Below are 15,154 nucleotides of genomic sequence, written 5' to 3' on the forward strand. Positions count from 1 at the left end.
GAAGAATCCCCAGCTTTCCATTTGTATTATTTGTTGCCTTTGTCATTAAATTTACGACGCTTGTTACCACTTCCACCGCTACTGCGATCTCCACGGTAACCTCCACCGCTTCCACCTTTACTACGGCCTCCACGATCATTACTGCGGCTTCGACCTCCGCGGGCACCGCCACCGCCACGGTTTTGTGCTTTTTTCGCACGTAGTGGAGCAATTTCAGTAATCTTAACAGGTGTAGTATCAGGCTCTTTCGTTAACAGCTTAAGAGCTGCTGAAAGAAGCGTAATTGAATCGTGGTCATCAAGCAGTTGTTCAGCTGATGAACGGTAAACCGAGTGGTCCTGTTCTTCGATCGTGCTTTGAAGCTGTTGAATTGCCATCTGTTGCTGACCTTCCATTGCTTCTGCAAAACTTGGTATAGTACGCTTCTGCATGGCTTTCTTCGTGATTTTCTCAATCACTTTCAAGTGATCATACTCACGAGGTGTGATGAATGTAGAAGCAAGACCTGATTTACCAGCACGTCCTGTTCTTCCGATTCTGTGCACATAGCTCTCAGGATCTTGAGGAATATCAAAGTTATAAACGTGTGTCACACCACTAATATCAAGACCACGAGCTGCAACATCTGTTGCTACCATGATGTCGATCGTGCTATCTTTAAACTGTTTAATAACCTGATCACGCTTGCCTTGTGGAAGGTCACCGTGAATTCCTTCGGCCATGTAACCGCGCTTCTTAAGTCCTTCAGATACTTCATCAACGCGTTTCTTCGTTCTTGCAAAGACAATCGCAAGCTCAGGAGACTGAGTATCAAGAAGACGACAAAGAATATCGAATTTCTTAGAATCACGAACTTCATAATAATGCTGTTCAATAGAAGGAACAGTCATTTCTTTTGATTTCGTTCTTACTGTTTCAGGGTTAGACATGAACTTCTCAGCAAGAAGGGCAATACGCTTTGGCATAGTCGCTGAGAATAGAAGCGTTTGACGCTCATTTGGAACCCCTTTAAGAATTTTCTCGATGTCTTCAATGAAGCCCATGTTAAGCATTTCGTCCGCTTCATCAAGAACAACAAATGAAACTTCTGAAAGACGGATTGTTTTACGTTCCATATGGTCAATTAGACGTCCCGGCGTAGCAACAACTAGCTGAGGTCTTTTCTTAAGTGCTTTAATTTGGTGAACGATACTCTGACCACCATAGATCGGAAGAGCGCGAACGCCTTTTGCTTGTCCAATGCGGTTTAATTCTTCCGCTACCTGAACAGCAAGCTCACGTGTAGGTGCAAGAATGATGCCCTGTACGTGTGAAAGGGAAGTATCTATTTTTTCAATCATCGGGATACCAAATGCTGCTGTTTTCCCTGTCCCTGTTTGTGCCTGACCGATTACATCTTTACCTTCAAGGGCCATCGGAATCGTACCTGCTTGAATTGGTGTTGTTTCTTCGAAGCCCATTTGATTAACTGCTTCAATCAGTGTGTTACTTAAACCTAGATCTTGAAATTTTTTCAACTTTTAAAAACTCCTTTATACTTTTAAATGCTTTAAATGCTATAGACGGGAGAACTTTCTCCTGTTAATGTCCAAAAAAAGCATTTTCCTAAATAGTGGAAAATGCTCAGAACAAGCAACTCTTCATTCACATATAGCCATATTTAACAATACCACTATTATCTTAAAAATTCAACTGTCGGTCTAAAGTTTTCCCTTCAATTCACAGATACAGGTAAACTTTTCACAAATTCTGCGTGAATGGCAGCCGTTACATCACCTTCTTTTCCAGATCCAATTGTGTGTCCATTTACTTCAATGATCGGTCTTACTTCTTGTGTCGTACTTGAGATAAAAGCTTCATCACTTGAAAGTAGCTCATCTTTTGTAAACGCTTCTTCCTTTACCTGTAAACCAAGATCATTCGCAAGCGAAAGAATCTTTCTCCTTGTAATGCCATCTAGAATCAATTGGTTAGCGGGATGAGTATAGACAATGCGGTTCTTAATCATAAACACATTCGTCGAACTTCCTTCGGTCACAATGTCTCCGCGATGAAAAATCGCTTCATCAAAACCTCTTTCCTGAGATTCCTGCTTTGCTAATACATTCCCAAGTAAATTAAGACTCTTTATATCACAGCGTAACCAGCGAATATCTTCGGTAAACATTGCACGACCGGGTAATCGTGATGGTTCATGGTCGTACTCTTTCGTATAGGCAACAAGAACGGGTTCAGCCTTTACAGGAAAGGGATGATTCCTCGGTGCAGCACCACGTGTTACCTGTAAATAAAGATGACCACTATGTACATTATTTAACGTGACTAGCTTTTCTACTCTCGTTTTTAATTCTTTAAGTTGAAAAGGCAGCTTGATTTTAATTTCGCTGGCACTTCGTTCTAGTCGTTTAAAGTGAGCATCCAGTTCATAAAAGACGCCATTATAAATGCGGACAACTTCATATACACCGTCTCCGAACTGGTAGCCTCTGTCTTCGATATCAATTTGCGCCTGTTCTTTTGATATCATTTGATTATTAACGATTATCACTTGCTCCACTCCCATCACACTTTATCCTCTTTCACTTTAACACATTTTGTTCACTTGCCTCACGTAATATAGTCTGAATAATTTCACTTATTACATTCTCTTCCAAATCTCTATATAGATATTTACAAACCTATAATATTACACTAAAATTTGTATTCGAAGGACCATTTTCAAAAAATTAGGAGGGTTATGAATGAAAAAACTATTGCCTCTAGTGATGCTATTCGTTCTTGTTTTCACAGCTGCCTGTAGTAATAATGGCGGTAACAGTGAGAACACTGCTACTAATAGCGACGGTACTGAAGAAGCAAGCGAAACTGGATCTAGTGAAACAGATGTAAAAAGCTCACTTCTTGACTTTCAGCTGGAATTAATTAATACCATTAACAAAAATGATGCAGCGATCTATGCTTTTGAAGCTGCTAAAGTCGCAGAAGAAAAACCCTCTGATGAAGAACTAGCTACATTAAAATCAGACGCTGAAGCTGCAGCAAATTCAGTAGCTGAAGAAGTTCGTGCAGTAGAAGTACCTGCTGAACTTGATACTTACAAGAGTGATATCGAAACAGCATTAGAAGATCTTGCAAAATCATATGAAACAAGAGCAGCTAATCTCTCGGACGAGCCTGAAGCAGCTTATGAAGAGTCAACAGAACAGTTTACAGCTTTTGAAGAAAAAATGGCATCTGTTTATGAGGACGCCGGTCTTAGTGCACCAAGCTTTTCTGCAGATGTTGTAGATTGATTGAATAAACCCGTTACATGGCGTAACGGGTTTGTTTTATGATTGAACGAGATTGTTATCGCTTTTATAGCTTAAAATCCATAAATGGTCATACCACCATCTACGAATAACGTCTGACCAGTCATGTAGTCTGATGCCTCTGATGAAAGGAAGACTGCTGCCCCTACAAGATCCTTCAGCTCTCCAACGCGCTTCATTGGGGTTCTTGCGAGGATGTCCTGAAGATACTCTTCATTCTGTAATAATTTGTCTGTCAGTGGGGTTCTAAAGTACCATGGCCCGATCGCATTAACTGAAATATGATCTACTGCCCACTCAAGCGCCAGATTTTTGGTCATTTGAATCATCCCGGCTTTTGTAGCTGCATAGACAACACCAGTTCGAAGTGCGACTTGTCCAGCGACAGAGGCGATATTAATGATTTTTCCTCCACCACTTTCTTTCATTACTTTAGCGCAGGATTGGGACATAAAAAAAGCACCCTGCAGGTTCGTTTGAAAGATTTTCGTCCATTCCTCTTCCGTTACATCCTCAGCTTTTGAGCGGATGTTCATTCCTGCGTTGTTAATCAGTACATCTATTTGTCCAGCTTCTTGCTTAATCCGCGTCACTGCCTCAGTAATCTCTTCATGGTTTGTAATATTCACTTGCAACGGATAAGCTTTTCTTCCATGATCGCGAACGAGCGCAGCTGTTTCTTGAATATCCTCAAGTGTTCTTGCGAGGATTGCTACATCTGCTGAAGCTTCAGCCGCGCCGATAGCGAGTGCCCTGCCTATTCCTTTTCCGGCTCCCGTTACGATGGCAAATAAGACAAATTGATTCCACTCCTCTATTATAGGTCTACCAATCCATTTATTCTGGAAAGTGCTATCAAATTCCTACTTCGGCTTATGTTTACATAATAATATTATGAACATCATTAATTACAATATATGTATGTGCATGATATAATTAAAGGAAAAAAAGGGGGATTGCAGGTGCGTCAGGATACACTCGGATCTTCTATGAAGGAACTTCGTTTGTACCTTGGACTTTCGCAGGCCGATCTGTCGGATGGCATCTGTACACAGGCATTAATTAGTCAAATCGAAACGAACACTGTTTCTCCTTCAGCTGAGTTACTCTATCAACTTGCTTCAAGACTTGGGGTAGATATTAATTACTTCTTCCACATGAGGGAAACGCCTCGCCTGGATTACGTGAACGAAGTGATTCGTCAGGTAAGGCGACATATTAAACATCGTGAATACCATGAAGTGGCCAACATTCTCGAGGGAGAAAAGTCGAACCCCCTTTTTAAAACCGTCAAAAACAAGCAGTTCTATCTCTGGCATCAGGCGATTTGCATGTACTACTTAAGTCATGATTCAACAGCTGCTCTTGAACTTCTCAATAAAGCGCTTCAGTATACCAAAACCACGTCTAAAAATTTTTCTGAACGAGAAATAGAAATACTAATTAGTATGGCTATTCTATATAGTGAAGAAAAAGATTGGGACCAGGCCCTACCATTGTTTCATAAAGCACTCTACCATGTCCGATTTTTCCCTATTATTAATGATGAAACAATCGAAATCCGACTTTATTATAATTACGCAAAAGCACTCTCTTCCTGCCAAAAGTATGAGAAGGCATTATCTATCTCAAGGGAAGGGTTTCTCTTATGCCGTGAGAAACAACGACTTTATTTATTTGGTGAGCTTAGCTACCAGTGCGGCAAGCTTCATTACTTACTTGGAAAGCATGAGCTCGCTTCTGAGTATCTCGCTACTGCTTCTACAATTTTTGAGCTTGATCAAAATCATGTTTTTAAAACCCATGTTGACCAGTATGCTAGAAAAATCGGAATGATGCTTCATAAAGCATGATTTATTTGTGCTTTGTTTTTTCTATTAAGATCACAATGAAATTAAATAGTGATACGAAGAATAGTCCTGCTGTGATGAACAATGTGAGTTCTTCCATAGCATATCCTCCTCTCCACTTATTCAAGGACTGTTCATATTTGTTAAAATTACCTGGCAAGGTACAAGCACACATCAAACCCCTTTTCATTAATTAATGGCAGTAAGGTAAATCTTCATCCTGTTGGCTATAGTTTGTTGACTGCAACATATCAGCAGAGGTAACGGGTGTAACGCTGTATCCACCAAAAAGGACAATCGAAACGATTAGTAGTGCTGCCCATTTTTTCATTTGATCACCTCCATTTATTACACTTATATTACAACGATCCCAATATTTATGCATTTGGCTTGCAAAGTCATTTACTATATGCAAAAAGCCTCATTCCAGAGGAACGAGGCTTTTCTAATTCAATTCATAAACATCCTTATACTTTATGACGATTTAATTCAACGAGTACCCTATCGATTGCCTTCTTGTAGCGCTCACGACTCCACGAGTTATAGGATGGATGTGGAACATCATCAACAATTGTCCATCTATCGCTTGATACATCGGCAAGACGAAAGAACTTCTGAGCAAATCTCCCACACGGCACAAGAGTAACTTCACGGGTAGTCAGGTTCTTAAGACGAAGCTGAAATTTTTCCAAAATAAACTGCTGTACTAGATTTAACTCTTGATCTTTAAACTGCGTTTTTTGATTGGCTTTTCGAATCGACTCAAACCGTTCAAGGAGCTCATGATTTCCCTGCAGATCCTCCGCGCTATATGGCCGTTTTTGCATTGGAATGTTACATACATTCAATAATCCTACAACGTCAAGAGAAGGTCGTTCGATGTTCTCTTCCTGATGTTTCTTGAGAAGAAGACCAAGCGGGTTGGCATATTCTTCACCAAACAATTTCTTCGACATCGTGGACCCTGATGGACCTGCAACAGGCACACCATTCTTTATCTCCGCGACATGTGGCGACTCAAGAATGAAAATGAGTTTCGTTTTTGGGGTAATGACGCCCTTCACTTCATATCGCTCAGCTAACGCATTATATTCTTTTTCATACGTATGGACATCTTTCAAAATAAGATCCCTGCCTTCACTGGTTTACGACTACTTTGTTTTCTTTCAAGTAATAAACAACACGATTGCCCATCAAGTCATACCCTTCATCATTAGGATGAAAAGCATCCTTATATAAGAGATTCTCCTCCGTGTCTAAAAAGATATCAGCAATTGGGACAAACGTAACATCATGATATTGACTGGCAATCTCTTTACTTCCTTCGTTCCATTCTTTAACGATGCCATCGATTTCAGGGATGTCCCCAAATGCTTTTGAAAAAGGATTAAATAAGCCGAGAAAATAAATTGGCGCCTCTTTATTTAGTTCTCTAACCTCTTTTAACCCTTTCGATAAATTTTCAAGATAGATTTCTTTTGTAAAGCAAAATACTGTTGATCAAGATTTAAGAAATGATTCTTCACAACGCCAAACAGGTCATTTCCACCAATTGTTAGAAAAATATAGTCCGCTTCCTGAATGCTTTCTTTTACTACTTTGTCATCAAGTCTTTTTAATAGATCTTCGGTTTCATTCCCGGTTATTGCATAATTGGTAATGGTGACGTCATGATTCTGATCAGCTTCAAAATAACGATTACTCACATAACCGATATATCCCTGTCTATCTCTATCCCCAACGCCCTTGGTTAAAGAATCTCCAAGACCGACAACGTTGACACGCTCAGGTTCAGCAGGTGTTATGTCTTCTTCTTCGACTGATTCTTGCACTGTTTCACCGACTGGAAGGGCATCAGTGAATTCAGGTAGTGCCCCTGGTTTCACATACAAATAAGTTATCGTACCCGTCGTGCCGATCACGATGATGGCTATTAAGACGAGAAGTAGCTTCCACATTTTTCTCATAGTCATTTTCCTTTACTTAACCGTGTGTTACTACTATTCTATCAAACCGGAACAAAGGCGTACATTCGCTATTCAAAAGGAATTTCTTCAACGAGATTATCCTGTTTTAGGCGATACTGAATTTGTCTTGCCATTAATTCGTATCCCTGATCATTTGGATGAAAGCCGTCTTCAAAAAACAGGTTTTCATCTACCGACTGAAACAATTCATAAACGGGAACGAAAGTGGTATTACCATCTTTTTCCACAGTGTTTTGCGTTGCGTCGTTCCATCTCTGGACAATTTGATCAATTTCAGTGACAGATTGGAAATTTTCTAATAATGGATTATAAAGGCCAATAAATAAAATTGGTGCTTCAGAATTTATGCTTCTTATTCGATTCATAATCAAATCCAATCGCTCGACGTAGCTGGTTTGCTCCTTTTGAAAGACATCCATTTGTAAATCAAGAAAATGATCTTTAACCACTTTCATGAGATCATTGCCACCGATACTCATCACAATGACATCAGCTTCAAAGAGAGATTTTTCTACATTTTTTTCTTTTAGCATTTTATATAATTTAGGCGTTTGCCTCCCGTGAACCGCATAATTCTGAACCAGGATCGAAGTATCTGTTTCTTTCTCAATATTTTCAGCCAGTCGGCCAATATACCCGAGGTCCGTCGAATCACCACTGCCTTTTGTAAGTGAATCTCCAAGACCGATCATTGTCATATCCGCTTCTTTCGTAGCTTCTTCCATTGATTTCGAAACGGTTTTCACTTCTTTAGTCTTTTCACCCGAAACTTCAGGTGTAACGACCGTCCCTTTCGTATCGTTCTTCTTTGCAATGGATGAAATCACCGTATCGTTAGGTGCTTCATTCATGTCCATCATAGATGCAGCTTGCTTTATTTCATTCAAACGCTGACTGCGGTACTCCATTATTGGTTTCACACTTAGAAGAATACCCCCAGCAAGAATGAGGAATAAAAACAGCCATATTCTCTGTTTTTTCATTCAAAAACCTCCTCATTTCACTTCTCTTTATACCCTTATTGTATGAAGATCTAACAGTTCATACGAAAATTCATGAATGTTTTCTTTTTGCATGTTAAGCTTTCTTCTTTATAATAGAAGGGAAGCGTCTCGTTCGGCAAGGGGGGAATGATTAGATGAAAATGACAATTACAAAACCAGCTATGAACTGGTTCAAGCGGGAAATGGATCTTGAGAAAGGAGACCATCTTCGCTTCTTTGTTCGCGTTGGAGGATGCAGCACTGTGCAGGACGGTTTTTCTCTTGGCATGACAGTTGAAGAGCCTTCTGAACCTGCCTTGCAAACCGAAGAAGAAGGTATCACCTTTTTTGTAGAACAAAAGGATATCTGGTTCTTCGAAGAACTGGATTTTACAGTTAAATTCAGCAGGAATAAAGATGAAATCGAATTTGTACACGGTAATAAATCTGAAAACGCGAAAGCTTAAATGCTTTCGCGTTTCTTTTAGCCCTCAGGACGTAGGTTAAACCGCTTAATGTGGGAATCCAGTCCTTCCAATTCCAAAACACGAATCTGTTCATTTCCAAGTAAATCAAAATGCGGGAACATTGTGCGATTGTGCATCCATTCGCGCTTAAAACCATATTTTTTCCCCCAGTCAGCAAGTTTCTGAATGTCACTACAACCCGCTTTTGTAACTGTCTTGTATTCCGGAAAACGTGGATCATACCAGAAATGTGTTAAAAAATCTACTTCCCCCGCTGATACCTTTTCTTTCCATTCATTTAATTCGCTCTTCGATAATCCAAATGCCATCGTTACGCTCGTTCCGCTACTGTTTTTTTCTTCACTTCTTCATACGCTTGATGCCATTCTGGAAATTTTCTTCGAATAGAAACGGGTTTGAATGTGTCTTTCTTAACGCACGTATGAACCGATTCACCAGTTACACAAAGCTCGTCTCCGCTCATGACTTCATAACCGTATGTAACCCTAATGCCGTTATAATTCTCTACCCACGTTTTTATGGTAACGTCATCTCCATAACGAACCGGATGTTTGTAGCTTGCTTTAATATCAACGACTGGCGAAAGAATTCCTTCTCTCTCCATATCAGCATACTTAAAACCTAAATCATTTATAAGTGCGGTCCGTCCAATTTCAAACCAGATTAAATAATTAGCGTGATATACGACGCCCATTTGATCCGTTTCACCATAGCGAACCTCAACTGGTGTTGTGGCTATGTACATAACTATTCCTCCTCTTGCACGCGATGTCAGTATTATTCTACCATACATCGCCTGCCAATCATGAAGCAGAAAGACTGAATAGCTGGACGCTATTCAGTCTTTTACTTTACTGCTGATTGTTTGCTTCGTCTTTGATTTCATTACGCATTGCTTCAATGCTCTCTTCACGGCGATGATTTTTTTCCTTAATTAGCTTCTTTTGTAGGTCGCTATCCGTCAATTCAAGCGATGCTTCTGCATCGTGTATATTTTCGATCGTATCCTGTACCATTCGCTGTAACTTCCCTGCGTTGTCTCTGCGATCATCTGGGTTTGATTTCATATTGTGCCCTCCCTAATTTATTCAAACATGTTACGCCTCTAGTATGTCTGAAGAGAGGGTCACCTATGCTTAAAAACCATCAGAACTGCAAACTTTTTGGCAGCGCTCCAGCTAATTTCCCTTCATAATAAAGCATATCTTTTCGGATCTCTGCGCTACAGCCATTTGATAATAAAATATTTTCAGCGGCTGTAAAAACCTGTTTTAGTAGTCTGATTCCCATACGATAATCGACAACAACATTATTTTGTATGCGATTTTCATAAGAAGATAAATCAACGAGTAGTCGATAAGAGCATTCTAGAAGTCGTAAAGGAACGTCATTTAATGACTGCTCATCTTCACCTTCAAGATACGCCTTAAACTCCTGGTTATCTTCATCACACAAAAGAAAGAAGGTTCTCGGCACGTCATGTAATTCATGTTCAATGTCTGAAATCGTAAGACTCATTACCGCCAGTCTCGCAGCAAAACCTCCTGTTATCGCCGCCGTTCCACATCCATATGGCGGCCCCGTTTCTTCTAGCATGCGATAAATAGCACTGCCTAACATAGTTCGATCCAACACTATCACCCACCTTATAGATCCATACCCCTTTTACCTCTGCTAAAATCTTCTAATTGGCTTCTTCAAAAATAATCGGGCTCATGTAATCAACACTCTTCTTAGTAATTTCTTTAAGGTTCTGCCAGTATTCTTTAACATGCTCCTCATGATTCCCCTGATCAAAGCTGATCTGGAGCCATGATAATTCTTCAAGAAGCCTTACAGATGATCCGATCCAGATTTTATGTCCTTCCACTTCAATTGTGAAGGGCTCATCAAATCGAAAAGGGAGATAGATACCAGTATGGTTCGGGTGAAGGATTAAGTGCTGGAAGATTGTACCTTTAAACCATTTCGCAAAAACAAGCAGCACACGATCATTTTTGGCCGCCGCTTTCTTTAATTGGTGAAGCGTTTGCGATTCTCCGAGTTCAAGGCTTGCGATCGCTTTATCCCAGTTGAGCTCTTCCCGATAAGGTACAAGGTACCCCATTTGCTGCATTTTGATGTCAAGTTGCTTGATTAATCGGTCTTTACTCGGTCCGATATCTACAAACGCTGAAATAGGTTCGATTCTTGCTGTTATTGTCATATTGGTCCCCCCGAAAACGTATCTTGCTTAAAGATTCGAACTCCCTGATCTCTTTCAGACAGCTTTACATGAATTGCAAAGAACTTGTTAAAATTGAAATAAACCAGAAAGTAGTTGCCTTTCTGGTTGTGTTTTCAGGTTACTTCCCTTTAGGTGGAACATAGTCAGGTTCAAGATTCCCTTTTGTTTGCATTTTCTTCCCTTTGTTCCCCTCTGCTTCTGGATTTACTGAAGCAAGATGGTTTGGCTTAAATGACTTTGGAAATCGTTTTGGATTGCTCATCTAGAACTCCTCCTTTACCTCTTATGCTGTGCAACTAAAGGAGAAATATCTATTTTCTTATAGATTTTTAGCGTGTTTTTGTTCGAATTTGTCTTCGATCCGTTCAATCGCTTTCTTATCGTTCATTAGCTCTAGCTTGTTTTGCATGACAAGTTCTTTAAACGTAACTTTTTTGGCTCTTCTCATATTGGTCTCCTTTCTTAAACGAACTTCTTTATGGGCAGTATTCCCGTTTTCTCGAAACTTATTACATATTCGGATTTTTTTGTTTATTCTTTTTACTATTATTATTTCTATATCGAGTGGAACCGGGGTTTCATTTGATTAAGCTAAATAGCACGGTTTCAATTAATACCACAAAAACACACAAAAAAGATGCCCCTAAAAGGACACCTTTTTTGTATTAATTAATTTGCAATTTTGTCTCGAAGAACCATTTGAAGGATTCCGCCGTGACGGTAGTAGTCAATTTCAACTTCACTGTCAAAGCGAGCAAGAACTTTAAATGTCTGCTTTTCGCCATCAGGAGATGTAGCCGTAACGTTAATTTCATCGCGTGGTTTCACGTTTTCTGTAATTTCAACAGCAAACGTTTCTTTACCAGTCAGGTTATACGTATCAGCATTCTCGCCATCTCTGAATTGAAGTGGAAGGACACCCATTAGAACAAGATTACTGCGGTGAATTCTTTCATAGCTTTCCGCAATAACGGTTTTAATTCCAAGAAGGTTTGTTCCTTTAGCAGCCCAGTCACGTGAGCTTCCCATGCCGTAGTCTTTACCAGCAAGAACAACAAGACCAGTTCCATCTTCTTTATATTTCATTGCAGCATCGTAAATTGGCATCACTTTGTCTGTGTTCCAGTACGTAGTCCAGCCGCCTTCAGTTCCCGGTGCAATTTCGTTACGGATTCGAATGTTACCAAACGTACCGCGCATCATAACTTCGTGATTACCACGACGTGAGCCATATGAGTTAAAGTCAATTGGACGAACGCCATTTTCTTGCAGGTACTGTCCTGCAGGCATTTCTTTAGCAATAGCCCCAGCTGGAGAAATATGGTCCGTAGTAACCGAATCGCCAAATTTCGCGATTGCTCTCAGGTCTTTCAACTCATGAATGTCTTCTGGATCTTTAGAAAGATTTTCGAAGAAAGGAGGGTTCTGAATATAAGTGGACTCATCATCCCATTTATAAAGATCTCCTTCACTTGTTTCGAGTTCATTCCAGCGTTTATTTTCATCAAATACTGTTTTGTACTGACGCTTAAACATTTCTGGTGTAACTGTCTCTGCCACTGCCTGCTTCACTTCCTCAGGTGATGGCCAGAGGTCTTTTAAGAATACATCGTTGCCGTCTTTGTCTTTTCCGAATGATTCAGAATGAAGATCAAAGTTAACTGTACCAGCAAGTGCATAAGCCACAACAAGCGGTGGTGATGCAAGATAGTTGGCTTTCACAAGCGGGTGGATGCGTCCTTCAAAGTTACGGTTACCAGAAAGAACAGAAGTTACTGTAAGGTCGCTTTTCGCGATTGCATCTTCAATTTCCTCTTTAAGAGGTCCGGAGTTACCGATACATGTTGTACAGCCATACCCAACAAGGTGGAAACCAAGGTCTCTTAAATAAGGCATTAAACCTGATTTATCAAGGTAATCTGTTACCACTTTGGATCCAGGCGCAAGACTTGTTTTTACATAATCAGGAACTTTAAGTCCTTTTTCAACAGCTTTCTTCGCTAGAAGCGCTGCACCAAGCATAACAGAAGGGTTAGATGTGTTCGTACAGCTTGTAATCGCAGCAATTGCCACAGCACCTGTTTTCATCGTTACTTCTCTGCCATCGTTAAACTTCACAACCGCTTCTTTCTTGATTTCCTTTTTATCCATGCCAAGCCCCTGGTTACCAGCTGGTGCTACAAGAGCTTTATTGAACTGTTCTTTCATATCAGACAGCAGAATCAAATCCTGTGGACGCTTTGGTCCTGCAAGACTTGGCTCAACTGTTCCAAGATCAAGTTCAACTACGCTTGAGAAATCAGGATCTTCTGATTCAGGCCTATAGAATAACCCGTTTGCAATGGAATATTCACGCACAAGGTTAATGTGCTCTTCAGAACGACCAGTAAGGCGCATGTACTCAAGTGCTTCTTCATCAACCGGGAAGAAACTACAAGTAGATCCCTGCTCAGGTGCCATGTTTGAAATCGTCGCACGGTCAGCAAGCGGCATGCCTGATAGACCAGGACCGAAGAATTCAACAAACTTACCAACAACTTTCTTCTCACGAAGAAGCTGAGTTACTTTAAGTGCAAGGTCAGTTGCTGTTGTTCCGCTTGGCAGTTCTCCAATTAGCTTCACCCCTATAACTTCAGGTACAGGGAAGTAAGAAGGCTGACCAAGCATACCTGCTTCAGCTTCAATACCACCTACACCCCACCCAAGGACGCCAAGCCCGTTGATCATCGTCGTATGGGAGTCTGTTCCAAACAACGTGTCTGGATAGGCAACGTTTTCACCGTCTACCGTATTTTCTTGAACTACGTTTGCTACGTACTCAAGGTTTACCTGGTGTACAATACCTGTTGCTGGCGGGACTGCACGATAGTTATCAAAAGAATCCTGCGCCCACTTCAGAAACTTGTAACGTTCAAGGTTACGTTCAAATTCTTTGTTCATATTAAATTCAAGTGCATCATCTGATGCATATTTATCAACCTGTACAGAGTGGTCAATGACAAGGTCAACTGGAATTTCTGGATTGATTTTGTCCGGGTCTCCACCGATATCAGCCATCGCTTTACGAAGTGACGCAAGGTCAACAACAGCTGGTACTCCTGTGAAATCTTGAAGAATAACTCTAGAAGGTTTGAATGGTACGTCGATATCTTTATTCTGCTCGCTAGTTCCCCATTTAGCGAGATTCTCAATATGCTCTTCTTTAATTACCTTACCGTCATACTGTCGCAAAACAGATTCAAGCAAAATCTTAATCGTATAAGGGAGCTTGCTTACTTTTGCAATGCCTGCTTCTTCTAACGCCTGAAGACGATAGAAGGAATATGATTTACCATTGGCATCGAATGTTGCTTTTGAATTATAAAGTTCATGATTAGCCATATGTAGTTCCCTCCTCCAAATTGCATTACACAGCGGATGTCGAAAAAAACGTTTTCAACTTCCCTTTATCCAGTTTAGTAAATTTCTAAACATAAGTAAATAACAAGATTGTTATTATACTCCATAAGACCAGCTTATCACCACATAATTTCACCCCTTCAGGAGAAAATAAAGATGGGAGGTGATCATAATGGGAAAGCGAAAAGCAAACGGTGTTCGTCCAGAGATGAATGATGCCGATGCACAGGGGAACGGAGCCGGATATGATAATGAATATGCACATGAGCATCTGACAGCAGAGCAACGTCAATATAACAAAAAGACGAAAAAGCGCCAGTAGCATAGAAACCCGTCATCCTTTGATGACGGGTTTTCATCAGATATCCTCGTTCATTTCCGCTTCGATTGACTGCAAATCCTGCTGAAACTGAAGAAGCTGTGCACGCTGGTGTTCAGAGGCATTCTCGAGTGCATTCTCAATTTGCATCTTTGCTTCGCCAACTTCCTGTTGCAAATGCTTTATGTCTTTTCCATAGCCACTGCTGCTAACGATAATTTCTTTCTTTGCATCTACTGCCTGTTCATAGCCTTGCTGAGCAGCTTGAAATGCCTGCTGTTTATTTTTTTCGTATGGCATGAAACCACCCCTCCTTTTCTTCTGCTTTCACCATAGTGTAACCAGTGAAAGTTCTCCTATTCGTGTATATCTCGGGGCTTAACGCAAATACTAAAAAGGATAAGGAGGGATGATCATGACTGAAAGCAATACATTTAAAGACATCCGCAAAAATGCTCCTAAAGGAAAAACGGGACAGCCTGAACCAATGAAGGGCTCTCACAAAGTGAAGAACAGAAACCATACAAGGCAGAAAAACGGTGAAGGATTTTAAATCATTTTAATAAAAACGGCGGCCCTGATGGCCGCC

23 protein-coding genes are annotated in these 15,154 nt (G+C 40.5%); 5 read left to right on the top strand and 18 right to left on the bottom strand.

Annotation, left to right across the window (positions count from 1 at the left end; all coding sequences use genetic code 11):
- Positions 1 to 26: 26 nt before the first annotated feature.
- The gene (locus ABFG93_RS01730; protein ID WP_347550258.1) at positions 27 to 1,517 is read right to left on the bottom strand and encodes a DEAD/DEAH box helicase; all 1,491 of its coding nucleotides are present in this window, start codon (positions 1,515 to 1,517) and stop codon (positions 27 to 29) included.
- Positions 1,518 to 1,714: 197 nt separating this feature from the next.
- On the bottom strand, positions 1,715 to 2,548 hold the full coding sequence (gene dat, locus ABFG93_RS01735) for a D-amino-acid transaminase (protein ID WP_347550259.1): 834 nt from the start codon (positions 2,546 to 2,548) through the stop codon (positions 1,715 to 1,717).
- Between the two features lie 193 nt (positions 2,549 to 2,741).
- Here dat and ABFG93_RS01740 point away from each other — a divergent pair, with 193 nt between their 5' ends.
- Positions 2,742 to 3,293 (top strand): hypothetical protein, encoded by a 552-nt coding sequence (locus ABFG93_RS01740; RefSeq protein ID WP_347550260.1) that lies wholly within the window; start codon positions 2,742 to 2,744, stop codon positions 3,291 to 3,293.
- Positions 3,294 to 3,364: 71 nt separating this feature from the next.
- On the opposite strand, the gene ABFG93_RS01745 is transcribed toward ABFG93_RS01740, so the two are convergent.
- Positions 3,365 to 4,132 carry an SDR family NAD(P)-dependent oxidoreductase gene (locus ABFG93_RS01745; protein ID WP_347552722.1) on the bottom strand — a complete coding sequence of 256 codons (768 nt, stop codon included), beginning with the start codon at positions 4,130 to 4,132 and terminating at the stop codon, positions 3,365 to 3,367.
- Between the two features lie 141 nt (positions 4,133 to 4,273).
- Between ABFG93_RS01745 and ABFG93_RS01750 the strand changes: the two genes are divergently transcribed.
- Positions 4,274 to 5,164, top strand: a complete 891-nt coding sequence (locus ABFG93_RS01750; protein ID WP_347550261.1) for a helix-turn-helix domain-containing protein — start codon at positions 4,274 to 4,276, stop codon at positions 5,162 to 5,164.
- Position 5,165: 1 nt separating this feature from the next.
- Here ABFG93_RS01750 and ABFG93_RS22995 read toward each other — a convergent pair whose 3' ends face one another.
- From ABFG93_RS22995 to ABFG93_RS01770, 6 genes are all read right to left on the bottom strand, one after another.
- Positions 5,166 to 5,261: a putative holin-like toxin gene (locus ABFG93_RS22995; RefSeq protein ID WP_425589651.1), complete on the bottom strand. Its 96-nt coding sequence runs from the start codon at positions 5,259 to 5,261 to the stop codon at positions 5,166 to 5,168.
- A 93-nt stretch (positions 5,262 to 5,354) separates the two neighbouring features.
- On the bottom strand, positions 5,355 to 5,492 hold the full coding sequence (locus ABFG93_RS01755) for a hypothetical protein (RefSeq protein ID WP_347550262.1): 138 nt from the start codon (positions 5,490 to 5,492) through the stop codon (positions 5,355 to 5,357).
- A 136-nt stretch (positions 5,493 to 5,628) separates the two neighbouring features.
- The gene (locus ABFG93_RS01760) at positions 5,629 to 6,282 is read right to left on the bottom strand and encodes a uracil-DNA glycosylase family protein (protein ID WP_347550263.1); all 654 of its coding nucleotides are present in this window, start codon (positions 6,280 to 6,282) and stop codon (positions 5,629 to 5,631) included.
- A 16-nt stretch (positions 6,283 to 6,298) separates the two neighbouring features.
- Positions 6,299 to 6,634 (bottom strand): GDSL-type esterase/lipase family protein, encoded by a 336-nt coding sequence (locus ABFG93_RS23000; RefSeq protein ID WP_431522073.1) that lies wholly within the window; start codon positions 6,632 to 6,634, stop codon positions 6,299 to 6,301.
- Positions 6,604 to 7,128, bottom strand: coding sequence for a GDSL-type esterase/lipase family protein (locus ABFG93_RS01765; RefSeq protein WP_347550264.1), 525 nt, complete (start codon positions 7,126 to 7,128; stop codon positions 6,604 to 6,606). Before ABFG93_RS01765 ends, ABFG93_RS23000 begins: the two co-directional genes overlap by 31 nt.
- Before the next feature lie 68 nt (positions 7,129 to 7,196).
- Complete coding sequence (locus tag ABFG93_RS01770; RefSeq protein WP_347550265.1) at positions 7,197 to 8,132, bottom strand: GDSL-type esterase/lipase family protein; 936 nt, start codon at positions 8,130 to 8,132, stop codon at positions 7,197 to 7,199.
- 155 nt (positions 8,133 to 8,287) lie between these two features.
- On the opposite strand from ABFG93_RS01770, the gene ABFG93_RS01775 reads away from it, so the two are divergent.
- Complete coding sequence (locus ABFG93_RS01775; RefSeq protein ID WP_347550266.1) at positions 8,288 to 8,599, top strand: HesB/YadR/YfhF family protein; 312 nt, start codon at positions 8,288 to 8,290, stop codon at positions 8,597 to 8,599.
- A 17-nt stretch (positions 8,600 to 8,616) separates the two neighbouring features.
- On the opposite strand, the gene ABFG93_RS01780 is transcribed toward ABFG93_RS01775, so the two are convergent.
- From ABFG93_RS01780 to acnA, 8 genes are all read right to left on the bottom strand, one after another.
- Complete coding sequence (locus tag ABFG93_RS01780; RefSeq protein WP_347550267.1) at positions 8,617 to 8,928, bottom strand: hypothetical protein; 312 nt, start codon at positions 8,926 to 8,928, stop codon at positions 8,617 to 8,619.
- A gap of 2 nt (positions 8,929 to 8,930) precedes the next feature.
- Complete coding sequence (locus ABFG93_RS01785; protein ID WP_347550268.1) at positions 8,931 to 9,365, bottom strand: acyl-CoA thioesterase; 435 nt, start codon at positions 9,363 to 9,365, stop codon at positions 8,931 to 8,933.
- Between the two features lie 106 nt (positions 9,366 to 9,471).
- Entirely contained in the window at positions 9,472 to 9,687 is a 216-nt protein-coding gene (gene tlp, locus ABFG93_RS01790; protein WP_347550269.1) for a small acid-soluble spore protein Tlp, read from the bottom strand.
- 79 nt (positions 9,688 to 9,766) lie between these two features.
- Positions 9,767 to 10,255, bottom strand: coding sequence for a hypothetical protein (locus ABFG93_RS01795; RefSeq protein ID WP_347550270.1), 489 nt, complete (start codon positions 10,253 to 10,255; stop codon positions 9,767 to 9,769).
- 49 nt (positions 10,256 to 10,304) lie between these two features.
- The gene (locus ABFG93_RS01800) at positions 10,305 to 10,826 is read right to left on the bottom strand and encodes a hypothetical protein (RefSeq protein ID WP_347550271.1); all 522 of its coding nucleotides are present in this window, start codon (positions 10,824 to 10,826) and stop codon (positions 10,305 to 10,307) included.
- 139 nt (positions 10,827 to 10,965) lie between these two features.
- On the bottom strand, positions 10,966 to 11,109 hold the full coding sequence (sspN, locus tag ABFG93_RS01805) for a small acid-soluble spore protein N (RefSeq protein ID WP_347550272.1): 144 nt from the start codon (positions 11,107 to 11,109) through the stop codon (positions 10,966 to 10,968).
- A 57-nt stretch (positions 11,110 to 11,166) separates the two neighbouring features.
- Entirely contained in the window at positions 11,167 to 11,295 is a 129-nt protein-coding gene (locus ABFG93_RS01810) for an FbpB family small basic protein (protein WP_347550273.1), read from the bottom strand.
- 221 nt (positions 11,296 to 11,516) lie between these two features.
- A complete protein-coding gene (gene acnA / locus ABFG93_RS01815; RefSeq protein WP_347550274.1) occupies positions 11,517 to 14,228 on the bottom strand; it encodes an aconitate hydratase AcnA in 2,712 nt (903 codons plus the stop codon).
- 190 nt (positions 14,229 to 14,418) lie between these two features.
- Here acnA and sspO point away from each other — a divergent pair, with 190 nt between their 5' ends.
- Positions 14,419 to 14,568, top strand: coding sequence for a small acid-soluble spore protein O (sspO, locus tag ABFG93_RS01820; RefSeq protein ID WP_347550275.1), 150 nt, complete (start codon positions 14,419 to 14,421; stop codon positions 14,566 to 14,568).
- Between the two features lie 36 nt (positions 14,569 to 14,604).
- On the opposite strand, the gene ABFG93_RS01825 is transcribed toward sspO, so the two are convergent.
- Positions 14,605 to 14,865 (bottom strand): hypothetical protein, encoded by a 261-nt coding sequence (locus ABFG93_RS01825; protein ID WP_347550276.1) that lies wholly within the window; start codon positions 14,863 to 14,865, stop codon positions 14,605 to 14,607.
- A 115-nt stretch (positions 14,866 to 14,980) separates the two neighbouring features.
- Here ABFG93_RS01825 and ABFG93_RS01830 point away from each other — a divergent pair, with 115 nt between their 5' ends.
- Entirely contained in the window at positions 14,981 to 15,118 is a 138-nt protein-coding gene (locus ABFG93_RS01830; RefSeq protein WP_347550277.1) for a small acid-soluble spore protein P, read from the top strand.
- Positions 15,119 to 15,154: the final 36 nt, after the last annotated feature.

It is taken from the genome of Pseudalkalibacillus hwajinpoensis (assembly GCF_039851965.1).
GTDB lineage: Bacteria > Bacillota > Bacilli > Bacillales > Guptibacillaceae > Guptibacillus > Guptibacillus hwajinpoensis_E.

Bases quoted from the DNA above. Each gene is read 5' to 3' on its own strand.
- ABFG93_RS01740 (WP_347550260.1), top strand. From the start codon at position 2,742: ATGAAAAAACTATTGCCTCTAGTGATGCTATTCGTTCTTGTTTTCACA.
- ABFG93_RS22995 (WP_425589651.1), bottom strand. From the start codon at position 5,261: ATGGAAGAACTCACATTGTTCATCACAGCAGGACTATTCTTCGTATCA.
- ABFG93_RS01755 (WP_347550262.1), bottom strand. From the start codon at position 5,492: ATGAAAAAATGGGCAGCACTACTAATCGTTTCGATTGTCCTTTTTGGT.
- ABFG93_RS01765 (WP_347550264.1), bottom strand. From the start codon at position 7,128: ATGAGAAAAATGTGGAAGCTACTTCTCGTCTTAATAGCCATCATCGTG.
- ABFG93_RS01770 (WP_347550265.1), bottom strand. From the start codon at position 8,132: ATGAAAAAACAGAGAATATGGCTGTTTTTATTCCTCATTCTTGCTGGG.
- ABFG93_RS01775 (WP_347550266.1), top strand. From the start codon at position 8,288: ATGAAAATGACAATTACAAAACCAGCTATGAACTGGTTCAAGCGGGAA.
- ABFG93_RS01780 (WP_347550267.1), bottom strand. From the start codon at position 8,928: ATGGCATTTGGATTATCGAAGAGCGAATTAAATGAATGGAAAGAAAAG.
- ABFG93_RS01785 (WP_347550268.1), bottom strand. From the start codon at position 9,365: ATGTACATAGCCACAACACCAGTTGAGGTTCGCTATGGTGAAACGGAT.
- tlp (WP_347550269.1), bottom strand. From the start codon at position 9,687: ATGAAATCAAACCCAGATGATCGCAGAGACAACGCAGGGAAGTTACAG.
- ABFG93_RS01800 (WP_347550271.1), bottom strand. From the start codon at position 10,826: ATGACAATAACAGCAAGAATCGAACCTATTTCAGCGTTTGTAGATATC.
- sspN (WP_347550272.1), bottom strand. From the start codon at position 11,109: ATGAGCAATCCAAAACGATTTCCAAAGTCATTTAAGCCAAACCATCTT.
- ABFG93_RS01810 (WP_347550273.1), bottom strand. From the start codon at position 11,295: ATGAGAAGAGCCAAAAAAGTTACGTTTAAAGAACTTGTCATGCAAAAC.
- acnA (WP_347550274.1), bottom strand. From the start codon at position 14,228: ATGGCTAATCATGAACTTTATAATTCAAAAGCAACATTCGATGCCAAT.
- sspO (WP_347550275.1), top strand. From the start codon at position 14,419: ATGGGAAAGCGAAAAGCAAACGGTGTTCGTCCAGAGATGAATGATGCC.
- ABFG93_RS01825 (WP_347550276.1), bottom strand. From the start codon at position 14,865: ATGCCATACGAAAAAAATAAACAGCAGGCATTTCAAGCTGCTCAGCAA.
- ABFG93_RS01830 (WP_347550277.1), top strand. From the start codon at position 14,981: ATGACTGAAAGCAATACATTTAAAGACATCCGCAAAAATGCTCCTAAA.